Origin of the sequence: Chitinophaga sp. (assembly GCF_035538455.1) — a bacterium.
Taxonomy (GTDB): Bacteria; Bacteroidota; Bacteroidia; order Chitinophagales; family Chitinophagaceae; genus Chitinophaga.
In genome coordinates this window covers 26,024-43,031 of sequence record NZ_DATLKJ010000118.1, presented here as the reverse complement: position 1 = coordinate 43,031, position 17,008 = coordinate 26,024, and the positions used below count along the sequence as shown (strand labels likewise).

Genomic DNA, 17,008 nt, shown 5'->3' with positions numbered 1-17,008 from the left:
TGCCAGGGAATGATACATCAATACCATAAATAGAAAACAGCGAAACCAATTGGTTTCGCTGTTTTCTATTTATGGTATTGATGTATCATTCCCTGGCAAATGCGATGATTCCCGTATATTTGGTATGCATTAATCCATTGGCCTTTTATTATTAACGCAAATCCGAGAATATGAACACAAGAAATTTTCTTTTTATGCTGGCGCTTTCTTTTGTTGCCGGGACGGTATCAGCTCAGGCGCAAAACAAGGCGCTGGGATCGGATAGAGACAAACATGGCTGTATCGGTTCTGCCGGATATACTTATTCGGTGATAAAAAAAGATTGTATCAGAACCTTTGAGCAGAAGGTTCAGTTAAATGAGATCCATCCGAAGGGCAGCTCCACATCCAGGGCGGCGGTTATCTTCAGTGATGATAACAAAATGGCTGAGGTATTTGCACCTGGTATTAAGTCCAGTGTTGTTCTTGTCAGAACTGGCCAGCAGGGGAAATATAAATGGAAAAAGGGGGCGTTGCAGCTGGAGCAAAACGGACAGGGCTATACGTTGAAGAAAAACAACAAAGCCATCTTTGGCCAGGAATAATTTTAGCGCATAGAGAAATATTTTCATAAGAAGCAGCGGCCATCTCATTTCCGGAGATGGCCGCTGCTTCTTATGCTATAGCCTCGTTATACCCGCCTGGGGATGAGCGAAATAGCGGAAAATGTAAATACCGAAAAATAGGGGTTTTTATTTACCAATAGCAGGTGTATGGCGGGCCGCCGTAAACAGGGAGACAGAAAATAGGGATAAAATTTCTGTAAATAGTCCTTTTGACCTATTATTGTACCCGAATTGAAACTTGTTGATCACCCTTTAGCGTGAATAATCCCATTTTAGTAGATTGATTTAATGTTGCCCGATGAGAAATCCTCTGTATGCTGTCCTCTTACTGCTCCTATGCTCCTTTATTTCCTTTTCGTCTATATATGCGCAGAATGACAAGCGAAGGCGTATCGACAGCCTGGAAAAATTACTGGCTGAGAAAAAAACAGATACGGGCCGTGCGTGGGTACTGGGGTTACTGGCTCAGGCGTATTCCGGCCGCGATTCGGTGAAGGCTTTTAATATGGCTTATGAATCGCTGGATATATACCGTAAGCGGAATCATCCCCTGGGGCTGGCGTTTGCTAACTATTCATTGGGCGAGTGTTTCCTGGATGTCGGCAATTTCCCGCAGGCACAGTCGCATTTTGAGTTAGCGGATAGCCTTATCAGAAATGATACCTCCGTTATGGGACGGTATATACATATAAGGGCTATCGGGAACCTGGCCAACGTAATGGCGCAGTTACGCAAGCCCAAGGCGGAACTGGAATTACTTATCGGCCTGGTGCCGGACATTGAACGTACCAAAGACTCTGGCGCCCTTGGCGTGGTGGTGGCTAACATTGCTTCTGAGCTGCTGAACACCAATAATCCGCAGAAGGCTTATGCCTACCTGAAGAAGGCAGAAACCATCTTCAGCAATACCAATCTTAAAGAGAGCCTTGCCTTTGTATATATCAACCTCGTGGAGTGCATGCAGCAGCTGGATTCCATCCGGGAAATGCGGTATTACCTCGATAAAAGCTATACTATACTCCTGGAAAGTAAAAATTCCGACCTGTGGCCGGAGTACTATCTGCATGAAGGGTTGTATGCGCATGTTACCAGGCATTATAATGATGCGGTCAGGTATTATTTACAGGCGGAAGATATTGCGTTGAAGTATAAAAGAGGATATGCGCTGAACAGTATATGGGAGGGATTGAGTGAGACGTATATCTCTCTCCGTGACTATAAGGATGCCCGGAAATACCTGTTGCAGTTTTTCCATAAGGCAGGAACGGAGAATGTGCCTTTGAATGAATTGAAGGCGCTGAAGCTCCTCACTACGGTGGAAGAGCAGTCCGGCAATATCAAAGCGGCACATAATTATCTCCGCAGATATGAGTTTCTGAGCGACAGCATAAAAAAAGATGAGATAGCTATAGCAGTTGAAGACCTGCAATCGCGTTATCAGAATGTGGTGAAGGAAAAAGAGATACTGGCTTTGCAGAACCGGAACAAGCAGCAACAACTGGAATTGCAGCAGGGCCGGTACCTGAACTACCTTTTGCTGACGGGGTTGGCGCTGTTGCTGGGGATACTGATGGTGGTGTATCTGCTGCTCCGGCACCGAAAACGCCTGCATCGTTTTGAGGTGGAAAAAATTCAGCAGGAGCATCGTATTTCCCTGTTGCATGCGATGGTGGAAGGGCAGGAGCAGGAGCGGAACAGGCTGGCGCGTGATCTTCATGACGGGCTGGGAGGAATCTTATCCGGCACGAAGCTGGAATTGTCCGGCGCGGCGCTGATGGTTTCCGGCCATAAGGGTGAAGAGATCGTCAGGAGATGTATGCGTTGGCTGGATCAGGCTTCTGAAGAACTGCGGCGTATTGCCCGTAGCCTGATGCCGGAAATACTGATGAACTTCGGCCTGGAAAGAGCTTTTACAGCGTATTGTGATACCCTGCGCGAAACGGGTTTGCATATCACCTGCTATGTGGTCAATTATAAGAATAAAATGGACATCACCCGGCAGATGGTATTGTATCGCATTATGCAGGAACTGGTGAATAATGCTATGAGGCATGCAGCTGCCACTGAAATACTGGTGGAGTTACAGGAAACAGACGACAAGTTGTTCCTTACGGTGGAAGATGACGGAAAGGGATTTGATAAAGTGCAGTTGGGCAACCGGAAAGGAACGGGATTATTAAATATACAGTCAAGGGTAGAGTTTCTCAACGGAGAGATGGATATTATCTCAGCACCGGGAAAAGGTACCACTATTATCGTAGAATGTTTAATAAGATAAATTATGATTAGCGTTATTACTGTAGATGATCATCCTATTGTCCTGGAGGGATTGAGAAACCTGCTTTCAGCGAGTACGGACATGAAACTCGAGAAGCAGCTAAGGTCTGCCAATGAAGCGATGCAGGCACTGATTACATCGCGGCCGGATATTGTATTGCTGGATATAGGGCTGCCCGATATGAATGGGATCACGCTGTGTGCCGAAATAAAAAAGCAATACAGCCATATCAGTGTGATCATATTCAGCAACAGTTGTGAAAGGAGCACTATTTTGTCGGCCATCAGCAATGGCGCCAGCGGTTACATCCTGAAGAATGCTTTGCAGGAAGATATACTGGCGGCTATTAAGAGAGTATATGATGGCGGCATTTATTTCTGCTATGGCAGCCAGCAGGCGCTTAACAGCAAGAAGCCTGAACTGGATCTGCAACTGCCTCATCTCACAAGGCGCGAAAAGGAAATCCTGTCGCTGATCGGCAATGGTAATACTTCCCAGGAAATAGCCTCCCGTTTATTTATCAGTACCTATACTGTAGATGGTCATCGTAAAAAGATGATGGAGAAATTCAAGGTGAACAATATGGCGGCTGTCGTTAAAATTGCAACAGAGAATAACCTGATGTAGCCCCCTGAAATCAGGGGGGTGAAAAAGCCCCTTTTCAGGTATTGTTATGATCCCGATACCGTTATAATTTTGCTTCAGTTTATAAGCATCAGTGTAAAGCCCTTAACTGTCACGAACACTTGTCTACAGACGCTGGAAAGCATGCGTCTGGCCTGAAACATGTTTGTGCCTATTTTATGATGATATACGGTTAATGTCAGATCTCCTCCGCTAATCTGATATTGCTGTTTCATCATGTATTAAAAAAGGAAACCTTTATGTACTGCTTTTGGTAGAATGAGAATTTGATCCTTGCATTCGTTCATTCATATACATTGTCAGTCCGAAACAACATCTTATGGAAAAGTCCAGTAACGCTATAATTTGCTATTGCGGTTGTAGCTTTCCTGATATATAATCGTGCCGTCAGGAAAGCACCTGCCGTGAGCGTAAGCCTGCTAACCCAATATGGCTAACGCTCTCTCCGGAATATTAACGGATTAAGGTATTCTATGATTACTCTCTCCAAAGCGAGAGCAGGTAACCTATTGCCAGAATATGCCGTGAACCGTTTTCTGTTGTTTAATTGTTAAATCCTGAATAAATGTTAACAGAACTTAATAAGCTGGCAGCTTTTATTGGCCAGACGCCCCTTATCCGTTTGGAGAACGAACATGCAGATATGTTTGCCAAACTGGAGTACAACAATTTCTCCGGCAGCTCCAAAGACCGTGCTGCCTTCAGTATTATCTATCATGGTATACAGTCGGGGGCCATCAACGAAGGTACAACGATCATTGCATCCAGCTCCGGCAATCTCGCGATAGCCGTGGCTTCCATCTGCAGAAGACTTCACCTGAAGTTCATACCGGTGATTGATCCCAATATCAATCAGGCGTATGAATCCTTACTGAATCTCATCTCTTACAAAGTGGTGAAGGTTACCAAAAGGGATCATACAGGTGGTTACCTGCTTACGCGGATCGATACAGTGAATGAGCTGTATGCCGGTATAGATAATGCTTTCATCGCTGACCAGTACGGTGATCCGAATAACTATAAAGGTTATTACGGACTTGGGAATGAGATCCTCACTTCCTTCAACAAGCTGGATTATATTTTTATTGCTGTGAGCTCCAGCGGCGCTATCACTGGCATCTCCACCAGCATAAAACAGAAAAGGCCCGATATTAAAATCGTTGGCGTGGATGTGGAAGGTTCTGTCATCTTCAGCCATGAAGGCGGCAAACGTTATATATCCGGTATTGGCGCCAGTAAGCGTCCTCCCATTATTGAAAATGCCATCATTGATGATGTGGTGATTGTATCGCAGCTGAGCCTGATAGAAGGATGCCATGAACTGCTGAATGAGCAGGCCATCTTTGCGGGCGCTTCTTCCGGCGCTGTTTATCTCGCCGCCAAGAACTATGCGAAGTATAGTGAGCATACGGAAAAACCCACATCACTGCTGATTTTCCCCGATAAAGGCCATACTTACCTGGATACGATCTATGATAAAGCATGGACAGAACAACTTGCAGAAAAATTACTGACGCCTTCCGCACAATAAAAACACGATAGAAAATATTTCTTATGCTATATCTGAATGCCGATAACATTACCGCTTTAGGACTTAATTGGGACAAATTAACAGACGTGATTCACGGCGCAGTCCATGTGCTTGAACAGGAAGACTATTCACAGCCTATCAAGCCGTATCTGAGGTACGGAGATCTGAAGAACAGGATCATTGCTATGCCGGCATATATCGGCGGTGATCATCCTATGGCAGGGATCAAATGGATAGCTAGTTTCCCTGATAATATCTACAAAAATAAATTGCGCGCCAATTCTGTTACCATTCTCAATGAACATGACAGCGGCGTTCCCATCAGCATGATCAATACCTCCGCTATCAGTGCGATCAGGACTGCTGCGGTTTCCGGGCTGATGATCCGTGAGTGGAAGAAGAAGAACGGCGCAAAGAAAAACCTGAAAGTGGGTATCAACGGCTTCGGACCCATCGGAAGAATGCACCTTAGTATGGTAAGCAGCATTGTTGGCGATCAGCTTGGAGATGTATACCTGCATGATATCGGAACTATCGATGAAACATTTATCGGCGGGGAGATCCGCAGCAAAGTGAAGATGGCCGCCTCCTGGGAGGAATGCTATACGGATGCTGATATCTTCATCACCTGCACCGTGTCTGCCGCGCCTTATATCGATAAAGCGCCCGCCAAAGGCTCACTACAACTCAATGTATCACTGCGCGACTATAAAGCAGAAATGAAGGATTTCATGGATGTCATTGTGGTAGACGACTGGGAGGAGGTTTGCAGACAAAATACAGATATAGAAAAGATGCACCAGGAAAAAGGACTGATGAAAGAAGATACTTTTTCCATTGCTGATCTCATTTGTAAAGATCCCTTAAAAGATTATACTGATCCGGTAGTGATGTTCAATCCTATGGGTATGGCCATCTTCGACATTGCCGTAGGCGGATATTATTACCGGGAAGCACTCAGTAAAAATATCGGTACCGTGCTGCCTGACTGATCAGAAAGTACCACTGTCATTGTTCGAAGTTAGTAGTTATTGTTCTGGCGCCTGTTCGGGGCGTCAGAACACGTTTGTTACATCCGATTATTTTACCAGACAGTATCTAATTTTTTATATTGATGTCAACGTATTTCCTCCCGCTTCACCCTGCTCAACAGGATGCATATATTGATCAACTGATCAATCCGGATAAGCCGTATTACAATATCGGCGGTTATCAGAAGATCTTCGGAAAGCTCGACAGCCCCCTGTTTGTCTCTATCGTCCATTCTTTACCGCATGTGTTTGATGTGCTCCGGCAGCGCATTGATTTTAGCGGTCATACCCCCCGTTGTTATTTTGATGATGATTTTCTGCACCTGGAGATTCCGGTACTGGATTATTCCTCCGGCACAAAAACGCCGGATGAAATTGCCGCCTGGCTCGTTGAACGTATGAGAACGCCGTTCTCCCTGGAAGAGAACGGGCCATTGCTTGAACAATACCTTATTAAATTATCTGATCATGAACACTGGTATTTCTTCAAATACCATCACATGATCACTGACGGTACGGGATTATCTGCCATCAATCAGTATATCGCTTCCCAGTATAAATCACTTGTGGCCGGAGAAGACCGGCAGATCAATTTTCCATCCTACAAGGAAGAATTAATCAGGGCTGCGGCTTATAATAGCTCGCCCGCATACATGCAGGAAGGCGAGTACTGGAAAAAGAGGCTGGGCGCCAGGCCCGAAAGCCTGTTGCAGGCCAGGCAGTTTGATGCGGCCATATCAAGAGTGGGAGAGACGCTGATCCTGAATATCTCCGGCGCTGAAAGAGCGTTGCTGGAGAGCCTGCACGGACATCTTAAAGTAAATCTGCAGCAATTGACCATTGCTGCTTTCATGATATATTTTTCCCGTATCACCGACAGGACCGGTTTCATTTTCGGTATTCAGCTGCACCGCCGCCGGAATAAGCAGCTGCGTGGTATAGCCGGTATGTTTACCGGCGTGATTCCGTTTAAAGGTATCTGCCATAGTGATACCCGGCTGGAAGACTTGTTGCTCACCATATCGCAGCAACAACGTGAAGACTACCGTCATCAGCACTATATGCTGGCTGATGCGGCGCGTGATGCCGGCGTGAATGTGCGGGAAGACTACCTGGCGGAAATACAGGTAAACTATGCGCAGCTTGATTTTGAGCTGGATCTGGGGGAAGGGATGAGCGTGAACGCCAATAATATTCCCAACGGATACCTGCACTTTCCGCTGGCGCTTTACTGGTTTGATTACGGACAGCATCAGCCGCTTGAACTGAGAATAGATTATCAGACCGCTTATTTCGATAAAGAAGATACTACGCTGCTGGCGCACAGGATACTGCATATCCTGAAGCAGTTCAAAGACGGATTCCACAAGCAGGTGGCGGATTTCAGCATTATTCCTCCGGAAGAGCAGCAGTTGCTGGATTCGTTCAACAATACGGACATGCCTTTCCCTGAAGGAAAAACGTTCAATGATCTTTTTACGGAGCAGGTGAGTATAAGACCTGAGGCTGTTGCCTTGTCATTCCAGGAGCAGCAGCTGACTTACAGGGAGCTGGATGAACAATCCGGCCGACTGGCTTATGTGCTTCGTCAATCAGGTGTGGGACCTGATTCGCTGGTGCCCATTTGTATGGAGCGCAGTATGGAAATGATTGTTGCGGTGCTGGGTATATGGAAGGCGGGAGGTGCGTATGTGCCGGTAGATCCTGGTTTCCCGGCAGAGAGGATCAGGTATATATTGGAAGATTGTTCTGCGCAGATTGTGATCAGCAGTGAGCGTGCGAAAGGGGCGATTCCTGCTGATGTGGAGGTGAAGGTGATCACCATGAATAATGATGCGGAGGGCGAAGTGCTTACCGGAACCATTTCACTGCCGCAGCATGTGGCGTATGTGATCTATACATCCGGATCTACCGGTAAACCTAAAGGAGTGCTGGTGGAACATGCCGGTCTGCTGAACCGTTTGCTGGCGATGGTGGAAACCTTCCATATGCATGCGGATACTGCACTGGCTTTTACGGCGCCTTATACTTTTGATATTTCTGTGTGGCAGATGGTGAATACATTGATATGCGGAGGAAGAACCGTTATCTATGATGAAGCTATTTTGCTGCAACCTGATAAACTGATTGCCACAGTTGATCAGCAGGGCATTACCCTGCTGCAGCTGGTGCCGTCTTACCTGTCTACGATATTGCAGGGGGAGAGCCTTGTGGAACTGAATGCGCTGGAATATTTACTGGTTACAGGAGAGGCGGTGAGTCAGTCGTTGCTGGCGCAGTGGTTTGCACATCCTCGTTTCAGCAGGATTCCGGTGGTGAATGCCTACGGCCCTACAGAAGCCTCTGATGATGTGAGTTTTTATTTCATGCATGATACGCCCGATGCCGTGAATATTCCGGTGGGCGGGCCTATCCGGAATCTGCATCTCTATATTCTCGGGGAGCGCGGGCAATTATGTCCGCTGGGTGTTCCTGGTGAGATCTGTGTATCGGGTATTGGCGTGGCGCGTGGCTACCTGAACCGCCCGGAGCTTACCAAAGAAAAATTTGTGACCGATCCTTTCCGGGAGGGTGTACGGATGTACAGAACCGGCGACCTCGGGAAATGGCTGGCAGATGGTAATATAGAGTACCTGGGCCGTATAGACGACCAGGTGAAGATCCGTGGTTACCGTATAGAGCTGGGAGAGATAGAGAGTGTTCTGGAACAACATGAGCACGTAGCACAATGTGTGGTAACGGCCCGCCCAGATACGCAGGGCGTCAAGCGGTTGGTGGGTTACATTGTACCCATCGGCCCGCTGGACAGATCCGCTTTGCAGGCATACCTGCAACAGCACCTGCCTGATTATATGGTGCCCGGATTGTGGGTGGAGCTGGCATCGCTGCCACTCACCGCGAATGGTAAAATTGATAAAAAGAACCTGCCTGCGCCTGATATGGGTGCGGCGCAGGCACATACCTACACAGCGCCCCGTACAGCGCTGGAAAGCCAGTTGGCGGAAGTATGGGCTGAGTTGCTGGGCGTGCCACGGGTAGGGATATACGATAATTTCTTTGAGCTGGGAGGTCACTCCCTGCTGGCGATCCGGCTGATCGCCGTGATCAGGAAGCAGTTGTCGACAGAGCTGACGGTTGGTGATCTGTTTGCAGGTCCGGATATCCATACGCTGGCAGCACGCATACACAGTAAGAAGGGCAATGCTTCCTTACCTGCCATTACAGCCGGGTTACGGCCGGAGCGCGTGCCGCTTTCCTTCAGCCAGGAACGCCTGTGGTTTATCGATCAACTGGAAGGCAGCCTCCACTACCATATACCCGCGCTGGTGAAACTCACCGGCCCTCTTCATCCAGAAGCGCTGGAAGAGGCGCTGCGTACGATTGTACAGCGACATGAAGTATTGCGCACGGTAATGGCAGCAGAAGACGGACACGCCTACCAGGAGATCCGTACTGCAGAAAACTGGGTGTTGGAGCCGCTTGCGAACCGTGATGACATCCCTGCCTTCATGGACAAGCCGTTTATCCTCGCTGAGGACTATATGCTGCGTGCAGGATTATTGCAGGAAGAAGAGAATACCTGGTTACTGGCGATCGTACTGCATCATATCGCATCTGACGGATGGTCGATGGGGGTGATTGTGAAAGAGCTGCCGGAACTATATGAAGCGATTGCCAGTGGCCGTACATCTGCGCTGGCGGCGCCTGCGCTGCAATATGCGGATTACGCTTTGTGGCAGCGTGCTTATCTGAGCGGAGAGGTTTTGTCGTCTCAACAGCAGTACTGGAAGGAACAACTAACAGGCGTTTCCCCGTTAAATCTTCCGGCAGATTATACCCGTCCTGCTATACAAAGTACAGCAGGTAGTAAGATTCTTTACCGCATTCCGGCATCTATACAAACGTCTTTACAGTCATTGAGCCATGAACAGGGCGTAACGTTGTACATGACGTTACTGGCTGCATTCCAGGTATTACTGTATCGTTACAGTGGTCAGGAAGACATCTGCGTAGGTACGCCGGTAGCGGGCCGCCGCTTACAGGAGCTGGAGAATATGATCGGCTTCTTTGTGAATACGTTGGCAGTGCGCCAACAGGTAGATGGACAAAGCGCATTCACTGCTTTGCTGCAATCGTTGAAGCAACAGTTACTGGCTGCTTATGAGCACCAGGATCTTCCTTTTGAAAAGCTGGTGGAAGCCGTATCGCCGGAGCGTGACCGCAGCCGCCACCCGCTGTTCCAGGTGATGTTTATTTTACAGAACCAGGGAACTGCTGACAAGGTACATTTAGGAGAGGTGCTGTTGCAACTGGAAACCATGACGCACAGCGCGTCCAAATTTGATCTTACTTTCAGCCTGACAGAACGGGCAGATGGATTGGATGTGGAGATAGAATACAGTACCGCTTTGTTCTGTGAAGATACTATCCGCCGCATGGCGCAGCACTATGGGATGCTGTTGCAATCTATCGTATCAGCACCGGAAACGAAGACGGGCCTGTTGCGCATGATTACGCAGGATGAGACGGTATTGATCCTGGAAGGCTTCAACGATACTGCTGCCGCTTATAACCAGGAACGGACATTCGTTGAGCTGTTTAGTGAGCAGGCATTGCGCACACCTGAAGCAACTGCGGTTGTTTTTGAAAAGGAGACACTGAGCTATCGGGAACTGGATGAACGTTCCAATCAGCTGGCCCATTACCTGCGTGAGCAGGGCGTTCAGGAAGAAGTGCTGGTGCCGTTGTGCCTGGAGCGTTCTTTCGATATGCTCATCAGCATACTGGCTGTGCTGAAGGCGGGTGGCGCTTATGTGCCGGTAGATCCGCAGTATCCGGAAGACCGTATCCGCTATATGCTGGAAGATACCAGCGCCCGGTTGGTCATCACGCAACAACGTCATGCCGCTGCGCTGACAAACATCTTCAGCGGTACGGTGTTTTCACTGGATGACCATCGCACAGCGATCAATGCCGCATCGCGTCAGGCGTTGCCATCTGTGCCCCGTCCTGACCATCTCGCCTATGTTATCTATACTTCCGGTTCTACGGGTAAGCCCAAAGGTGTAATGATCGAACACCGTTCATTGCTGAACTTTCTCCTGGCTATGCAGGATGTGATCCGTCCGGAAGAGGCATTCAGCTTACTCGCCGTTACCACGTATTGCTTCGATATATCTTACCTCGAAATGTTTTTCCCCCTGCAAAGCGGGAATACGGTGATTATTTGTCCAAGAGAAAAATCTGCGGACGCCTTTTTACTGAAGGAGGTGCTGGCTTCATATCGTCCGGCCTATATGCAGGCCACGCCTGCTACGTGGCAGATGCTGGTGGATGCGGGCTGGAACAATGATGAGCAACTGACCATCCTTACCGGTGGAGAGGCTATTATGCCGGAGCTGAAAGATAAGCTTGTTTCTCTCAGCCATCAGCAGGTGATTAACCTGTATGGTCCTACAGAAGCGACTATCTGGGCATCGTCAAAGGCGTTGAAGAAAGAAGAACCGGTTACGATAGGTAAGGCATTGGCCAATACCTGTTACCGCATACTGGATGCTGCCGGAAACGTGGCGCCGGTGGGAGTTGCAGGAGAGCTGCATATCAGTGGTGTGCAGGTGGCGCGCGGTTACCTGAACCGCCCGGAGCTCACCAAAGAAAAGTTTGTAACAGACCCCTTCCTGGAAGGCATCCGGATGTATAAGACCGGCGACCTTGCGAAATGGCTGCCAGACGGTAATATAGAGTACCTGGGCCGTATGGACGACCAGGTGAAGATCCGCGGTTACCGCATAGAGCTGGGAGAGATAGAAAGTGTATTGCAACAATTTGAGCAGGTGGCGCAGTGTGTAGTAACAGCGCCCCCCGATACACAAGGAATCAGGCGGCTGGTGGGGTACATTGTCCCCACCGGCCCGCTGGACAGATCCGCCTTACAGGCATACCTGCAACACCGCCTGCCTGACTACATGGTGCCGGGGTTGTGGGTGGAATTGGCATCGCTGCCACTCACCGCGAATGGCAAGACAGACAGAAAAAGCCTGCCTGCGCCGGATATGAGTACCGCACAAAAGCAGGTATACACAGCGCCCCGCACAGTGCTGGAAAGCCAGCTGGCAGAGATCTGGGCTGAATTGCTGGGCGTACCACGGGTAGGGGTATACGATAATTTCTTCGAGCTGGGCGGACACTCCCTGCTGGCGATCCGCTTGATTGCGATGATCAGGAAGCGTCTGGCTACAGAGCTCACGGTGAGCGATCTCTTTGCCGGGTCAGACATTCATGCGCTGGCACTCCGTATAAATGAGCATGCGGGGAATGTCTCCTTACCTGCTATCACAGCGGGTTTGCGGCCGGAGCGTGTGCCGCTTTCCTTCAGCCAGGAACGCCTGTGGTTTATCGACCAGCTGGAAGGCAGTCTGCATTACCATATACCCGCGCTGCTGAAGCTTACCGGCCCTCTCCATCACGAGGCGCTGGAACTGGCGCTGCGTGCGGTTGTACAGCGACATGAAGTATTGCGCACTGTAATCGGAGAGGAGAACGGACAGGCCTACCAGGAAATCCGTACCGCTGAAAGCTGGGTGTTGGAGCGGATTACAGACCGCGACGCGATCTCCGCGTTCCTGGACAAGCCGTTTATATTAGCCGATGATTATATGCTGCGTGCAGGGTTATTACAGGAAGAAGAAGATACTTGTTTACTGGCTATAGTGCTGCATCATATTGCATCCGATGGCTGGTCGATGGGCGTGATTGTAAAAGAGCTGCCGGAACTGTATGACGCGATTGTCAATGGCCGCACAGCTGCACTGGCAGCGCCTGAGCTGCAATATGCAGACTATACCCTGTGGCAGCGGGCTTACCTGAGTGGCGGCGTATTGTCGGCTCAGCAACAATACTGGAGAGATCAGCTTACCGGTGTTGCTCCATTGAATCTTCCCACAGATTATCCCCGTCCTGCTGTACAAAGTACCGCAGGTAGTAAAGTTCTTTATCATATTCCATCATCTATACAAACTTCTTTACAATCGCTGAGCCATGAACAGGGCGTAACGATGTATATGACGCTACTGGCTGCATTCCAGGTGCTGTTGTATCGTTACAGCGGCCAGGAAGATATCTGTGTAGGTACACCCGTGGCAGGCCGCCGTTTGGAGGAGCTGGAGAATATGATCGGCTTCTTTGTGAATACGCTGGCTGTGCGCCAACAGGTAGATGAACAAAACGCATTTACTGCTTTGCTGCAATCATTGAAGCAACAGCTGCTTTCTGCTTATGAGTACCAGGATCTCCCTTTTGAGAAGATGGTGGAAGCGGTGTCGCCGGAGCGGGACCGCAGCCGCCATCCCTTGTTCCAGGTGATGTTTGCCTTGCAGAACCAGGGTACGACAGACACCATGCAATTGGGGGCGGTGCTGTTAGAACTGGAAACGATGCCACACAGTGCATCTAAATTCGATCTTACTTTCAGCCTTACCGAAAAGACAGATGGTCTGGATGTGGAGATAGAATACAGTACTGCTTTATTCCGTGAAGATACGATCCGCCGCATGGCGCAGCACTATGAAGTGCTGCTGCAATCCATTATATCCGCGCCACAGACAAAGACCGGTTTGTTGCGCATGACTACGGAAGAAGAAGTGACCTCTATTACGAAAGATTTCAATGATACGGCTGTTGCCTATAACCTGGACCAAACTTTTGCGGATCTGTTCAATGAACAGGTATTGCGTACGCCGGAAGCGCCGGCAGTTGTTTTTGAAAATGAGATACTGAGCTATTATGAACTGAATGAACGTTCCCATCAGCTGGCCTGTTACCTGCGCCAGCAGGGCGTTCGGGAGGAGGTGCTGGTGCCCCTGTGCCTGGAGCGTTCCTTCGACATGATCATCGGTATACTTGGTATTCTGAAAGCCGGCGGCGCTTATGTGCCGATTGATCCGCATTATCCGGAGTCCCGCATCCGTTACATGCTGGAAGATACCAACGCACCACTGGTATTAACGCAACAACGCCACGCAGCCGCATTGAAGGACATTTTCAGCGGCAGCGTATTATCACTGGATGAATTGCAGGAAGAAATAAATGCTGCACCGCGTCACGCATTGGCATCGCCGCAGCCGGGTCACCTGGCTTATGTGATCTATACTTCCGGTTCTACCGGTAAGCCCAAAGGTGTGATGAATGAGCACCGCGGATTACTGAACCGCCTGCTGTGGACACAGGGTTACTTTGGTCTGGATCATACGGATGCTGTTTTGCAGAAGACTACCTTCTGCTTTGACGTATCGGTATGGGAACTGCTATGGCCTTTGATGACCGGCGCTAAGCTGGTATTTGCCATCCCGGGAGGGGAGAAGGATGCCGGGTATATCAGTGATGTAATTGCTGCACAGCAGATCACTACGATACACTTTGTACCGTCTATGTTGCAGGTATTCCTGGAACAGATTACCGCTGGTCAGGGCGCCCGGCTCCGCAGGGTATTGTGCAGTGGGGAAGCCTTACAGGCTGCGCATGTGAACCGCTTTCACGAGAAGCTGGATGGTATCGGGCTGTATAACCTTTACGGCCCTACGGAGGCTGCCATTGACGTGAGCTGCTGGCCGGCCAACAGGCAAGACGAAGCGGTTACCGTTGTACCGATCGGTAAACCCGTTTCCAATACGCAGTTATATATCCTGGACGCTGCCGGAAATATAGTGCCGGTGGGTGTTACAGGCGAATTATATATCGGTGGTATACAGGTGGCGCGTGGTTACCTCAACAGAGCAGAACTGACCACAGATAAGTTTGTACCCGCACCCTGGAATGCTGCAGAGAGATTATACAGAACGGGCGATGTGGCGCGCTGGCTGCCAGATGGCAATATAGAGTACCAGGGCCGCATCGATGATCAGGTGAAGATCCGCGGTTACCGTATAGAGCTGGGCGAGATCAGCCATGCGTTGCAACAGCATGAGCAGGTAAGCCAGTGCGTGGTAACAGCGCGCCCGGATCATCAGGGTCACAAGCGCCTGGTAGCCTATGTGGTGCCGTCAGGCGTATTTGAGAAAGAGCAGGTAATGGCATGGCTGAAAGCGTTGTTACCTGAATACATGGTGCCGGCTTTGTGGGTGGAGATAGAAAACATTCCGTTATCCGCTAACGGTAAAGCTGACATCCGCCGCTTGCCTGAGCCAGACAATACCTTACCGGCTTCGCATGAATACACCGCACCGGCTACATCCGCGGAACACCTGCTGGCGAATATCTGGCAGGATTTACTGGGTATACAACGGGTAGGCATACACGATAATTTCTTTCGGCTGGGTGGTGACTCTATCATCGCCATACAGGTTATCAACCGCGCAAAACGCGAGGGCGTACACCTGCAACTGAAAGATATATTCTCCTCACAGACGATTGCACAACTGGCTGCTGTAGCTGATAACCGGAAAGATAACGGTTATGCATCTGCGCTGAGTGAACAGGGTATCCTTAAAGGCGCTGCTGCCTTGCTGCCGGTACAATCCTGGTTCTTCGAAGGGGTATCCCGCGAAGAGGCGGTGCATCATTTCAACCAGAGCGTATTGCTGGAGGTTGACAAATCCATCAGTGAAGACCAGCTCAGTGGCTTATTGCAATACCTGTTGTCGCGCCATGATGCGCTTCGTTTTTCATACGCTCATGAAAACGGCCGGTGGTCGCAGGAATACACGGAGCTATACAGCCCGCTGGTAACAGAAGACCTCAGTGCTATCCCGGTGGCTGCATTGTCTGAAGCCATCACCGCAAGTTGCAGGTTGTATCAGCAAAGCCTGGATATATTGCAGGGCGACCTGCTGCGCATGGTGTGGATGAAGATGCCTGCATCTGTTTCCCGTCACCGCTTGTTGCTGACGATACATCACCTCGCGGTAGATGGCGTCTCCTGGCGTATTCTGCTGGATGATGCAGAAGAGTGGCTGCGCGGTGGTGCTATCCCGGATGCAGAGAAAGGCGCCTCCTGCAGACAATGGGCGGCTGCTTTACAGGAATATGGCGCATCGCAGAAGATGGCTTCCCAACTACCATACTGGGAACAGGCTGTTAAATCGTATCACCGTCTGCGTACAGACAAAATATACGCCGGTGTAGTGACGATGAAGGATACCGCTGAAATATCCGTTAGTCTTGATACACAGGCTACCGCACAGTTGCTGAAGGACACAGCCGCCGCTTTCAATACTGATACAAACGATCTCCTGCTGGCAGCGCTGGCGGATGTGATGAATCGCCGGAATGGCCATCACCAGATCGTGATCGGACTGGAAGGGCATGGCCGTGAGATACCCGGTAAAAAGCAGCTTGACATCAGCCGTACCGTAGGGTGGTTTACTTCCATATATCCCGTTGTCCTGCATACCACTGGTACAGGTAATAACAGCGATCTGATAAAGAGCATCAAAGAACAGATCCGGCAGATACCTGATAAAGGATTGGGTTACGGCGTGCACCGGTATATTAATCAGGCATCCTCTCTGCATGGCGTACACTGGGATATTATGTTCAACTACCTGGGACAGTTTGATAATGTAACCGGCGGGCAGCAGTGGCTGCGTGCCGCCACAGAACAGGCCGGCGAAGATGTAAGCCCTGCGCATCCCGTAAATGAACTGATCACTGTTAACGGTATGGTCAGAAACGGGCAATTAGAGTTGCACTGGCGCTACAGCACCCTGCACTTTGAAGAAGATACCATGCAGGCATTGTCCGCCCAATACATAGCACGTTTGCAGGAACTGATTGCGCATTGTATACAGCAGGCCAGACAAGGCCAGGTGTTTACGCCGTCAGACTTTGGGCTGGACGGTACTGTAAGCTATCAGATGATGGATAAGCTGCTCAATGGAAACGAAGAACAACTGGAAGATATCATAAGCTTTTAAAAAAAATT

6 protein-coding genes are annotated in these 17,008 nt (G+C 49.5%); all 6 read left to right on the top strand.

Features of this window, described 5'->3' with window-relative positions; genetic code table 11:
- Positions 1 to 170 precede the first annotated feature (170 nt).
- The 6 genes from VM802_RS14405 (at position 171) to VM802_RS14380 (ending at position 17,000) form a co-directional block, all read left to right on the top strand.
- A complete protein-coding gene (locus VM802_RS14405; protein WP_325531632.1) occupies positions 171 to 584 on the top strand; it encodes a hypothetical protein in 414 nt (137 codons plus the stop codon).
- A 319-nt stretch (positions 585 to 903) separates the two neighbouring features.
- On the top strand, positions 904 to 2,883 hold the full coding sequence (locus VM802_RS14400) for a sensor histidine kinase (protein WP_325531630.1): 1,980 nt from the start codon (positions 904 to 906) through the stop codon (positions 2,881 to 2,883).
- Positions 2,884 to 2,886: 3 nt separating this feature from the next.
- Positions 2,887 to 3,510 (top strand): response regulator, encoded by a 624-nt coding sequence (locus VM802_RS14395; RefSeq protein WP_325531628.1) that lies wholly within the window; start codon positions 2,887 to 2,889, stop codon positions 3,508 to 3,510.
- Between the two features lie 583 nt (positions 3,511 to 4,093).
- Complete coding sequence (locus VM802_RS14390; RefSeq protein WP_325531626.1) at positions 4,094 to 5,059, top strand: pyridoxal-phosphate dependent enzyme; 966 nt, start codon at positions 4,094 to 4,096, stop codon at positions 5,057 to 5,059.
- Positions 5,060 to 5,082: 23 nt separating this feature from the next.
- Positions 5,083 to 6,051 carry a 2,3-diaminopropionate biosynthesis protein SbnB gene (locus tag VM802_RS14385; RefSeq protein WP_325531624.1) on the top strand — a complete coding sequence of 323 codons (969 nt, stop codon included), beginning with the start codon at positions 5,083 to 5,085 and terminating at the stop codon, positions 6,049 to 6,051.
- 122 nt (positions 6,052 to 6,173) lie between these two features.
- A complete protein-coding gene (locus tag VM802_RS14380) occupies positions 6,174 to 17,000 on the top strand; it encodes a non-ribosomal peptide synthetase (protein ID WP_325531623.1) in 10,827 nt (3,608 codons plus the stop codon).
- The last annotated feature ends 8 nt before the right edge of the window (positions 17,001 to 17,008 follow it).

Bases quoted from the DNA above. Each gene is read 5' to 3' on its own strand.
- VM802_RS14405 (WP_325531632.1), top strand. From the start codon at position 171: ATGAACACAAGAAATTTTCTTTTTATGCTGGCGCTTTCTTTTGTTGCC.
- VM802_RS14400 (WP_325531630.1), top strand. From the start codon at position 904: ATGAGAAATCCTCTGTATGCTGTCCTCTTACTGCTCCTATGCTCCTTT.
- VM802_RS14395 (WP_325531628.1), top strand. From the start codon at position 2,887: ATGATTAGCGTTATTACTGTAGATGATCATCCTATTGTCCTGGAGGGA.
- VM802_RS14390 (WP_325531626.1), top strand. From the start codon at position 4,094: ATGTTAACAGAACTTAATAAGCTGGCAGCTTTTATTGGCCAGACGCCC.
- VM802_RS14385 (WP_325531624.1), top strand. From the start codon at position 5,083: ATGCTATATCTGAATGCCGATAACATTACCGCTTTAGGACTTAATTGG.
- VM802_RS14380 (WP_325531623.1), top strand. From the start codon at position 6,174: ATGTCAACGTATTTCCTCCCGCTTCACCCTGCTCAACAGGATGCATAT.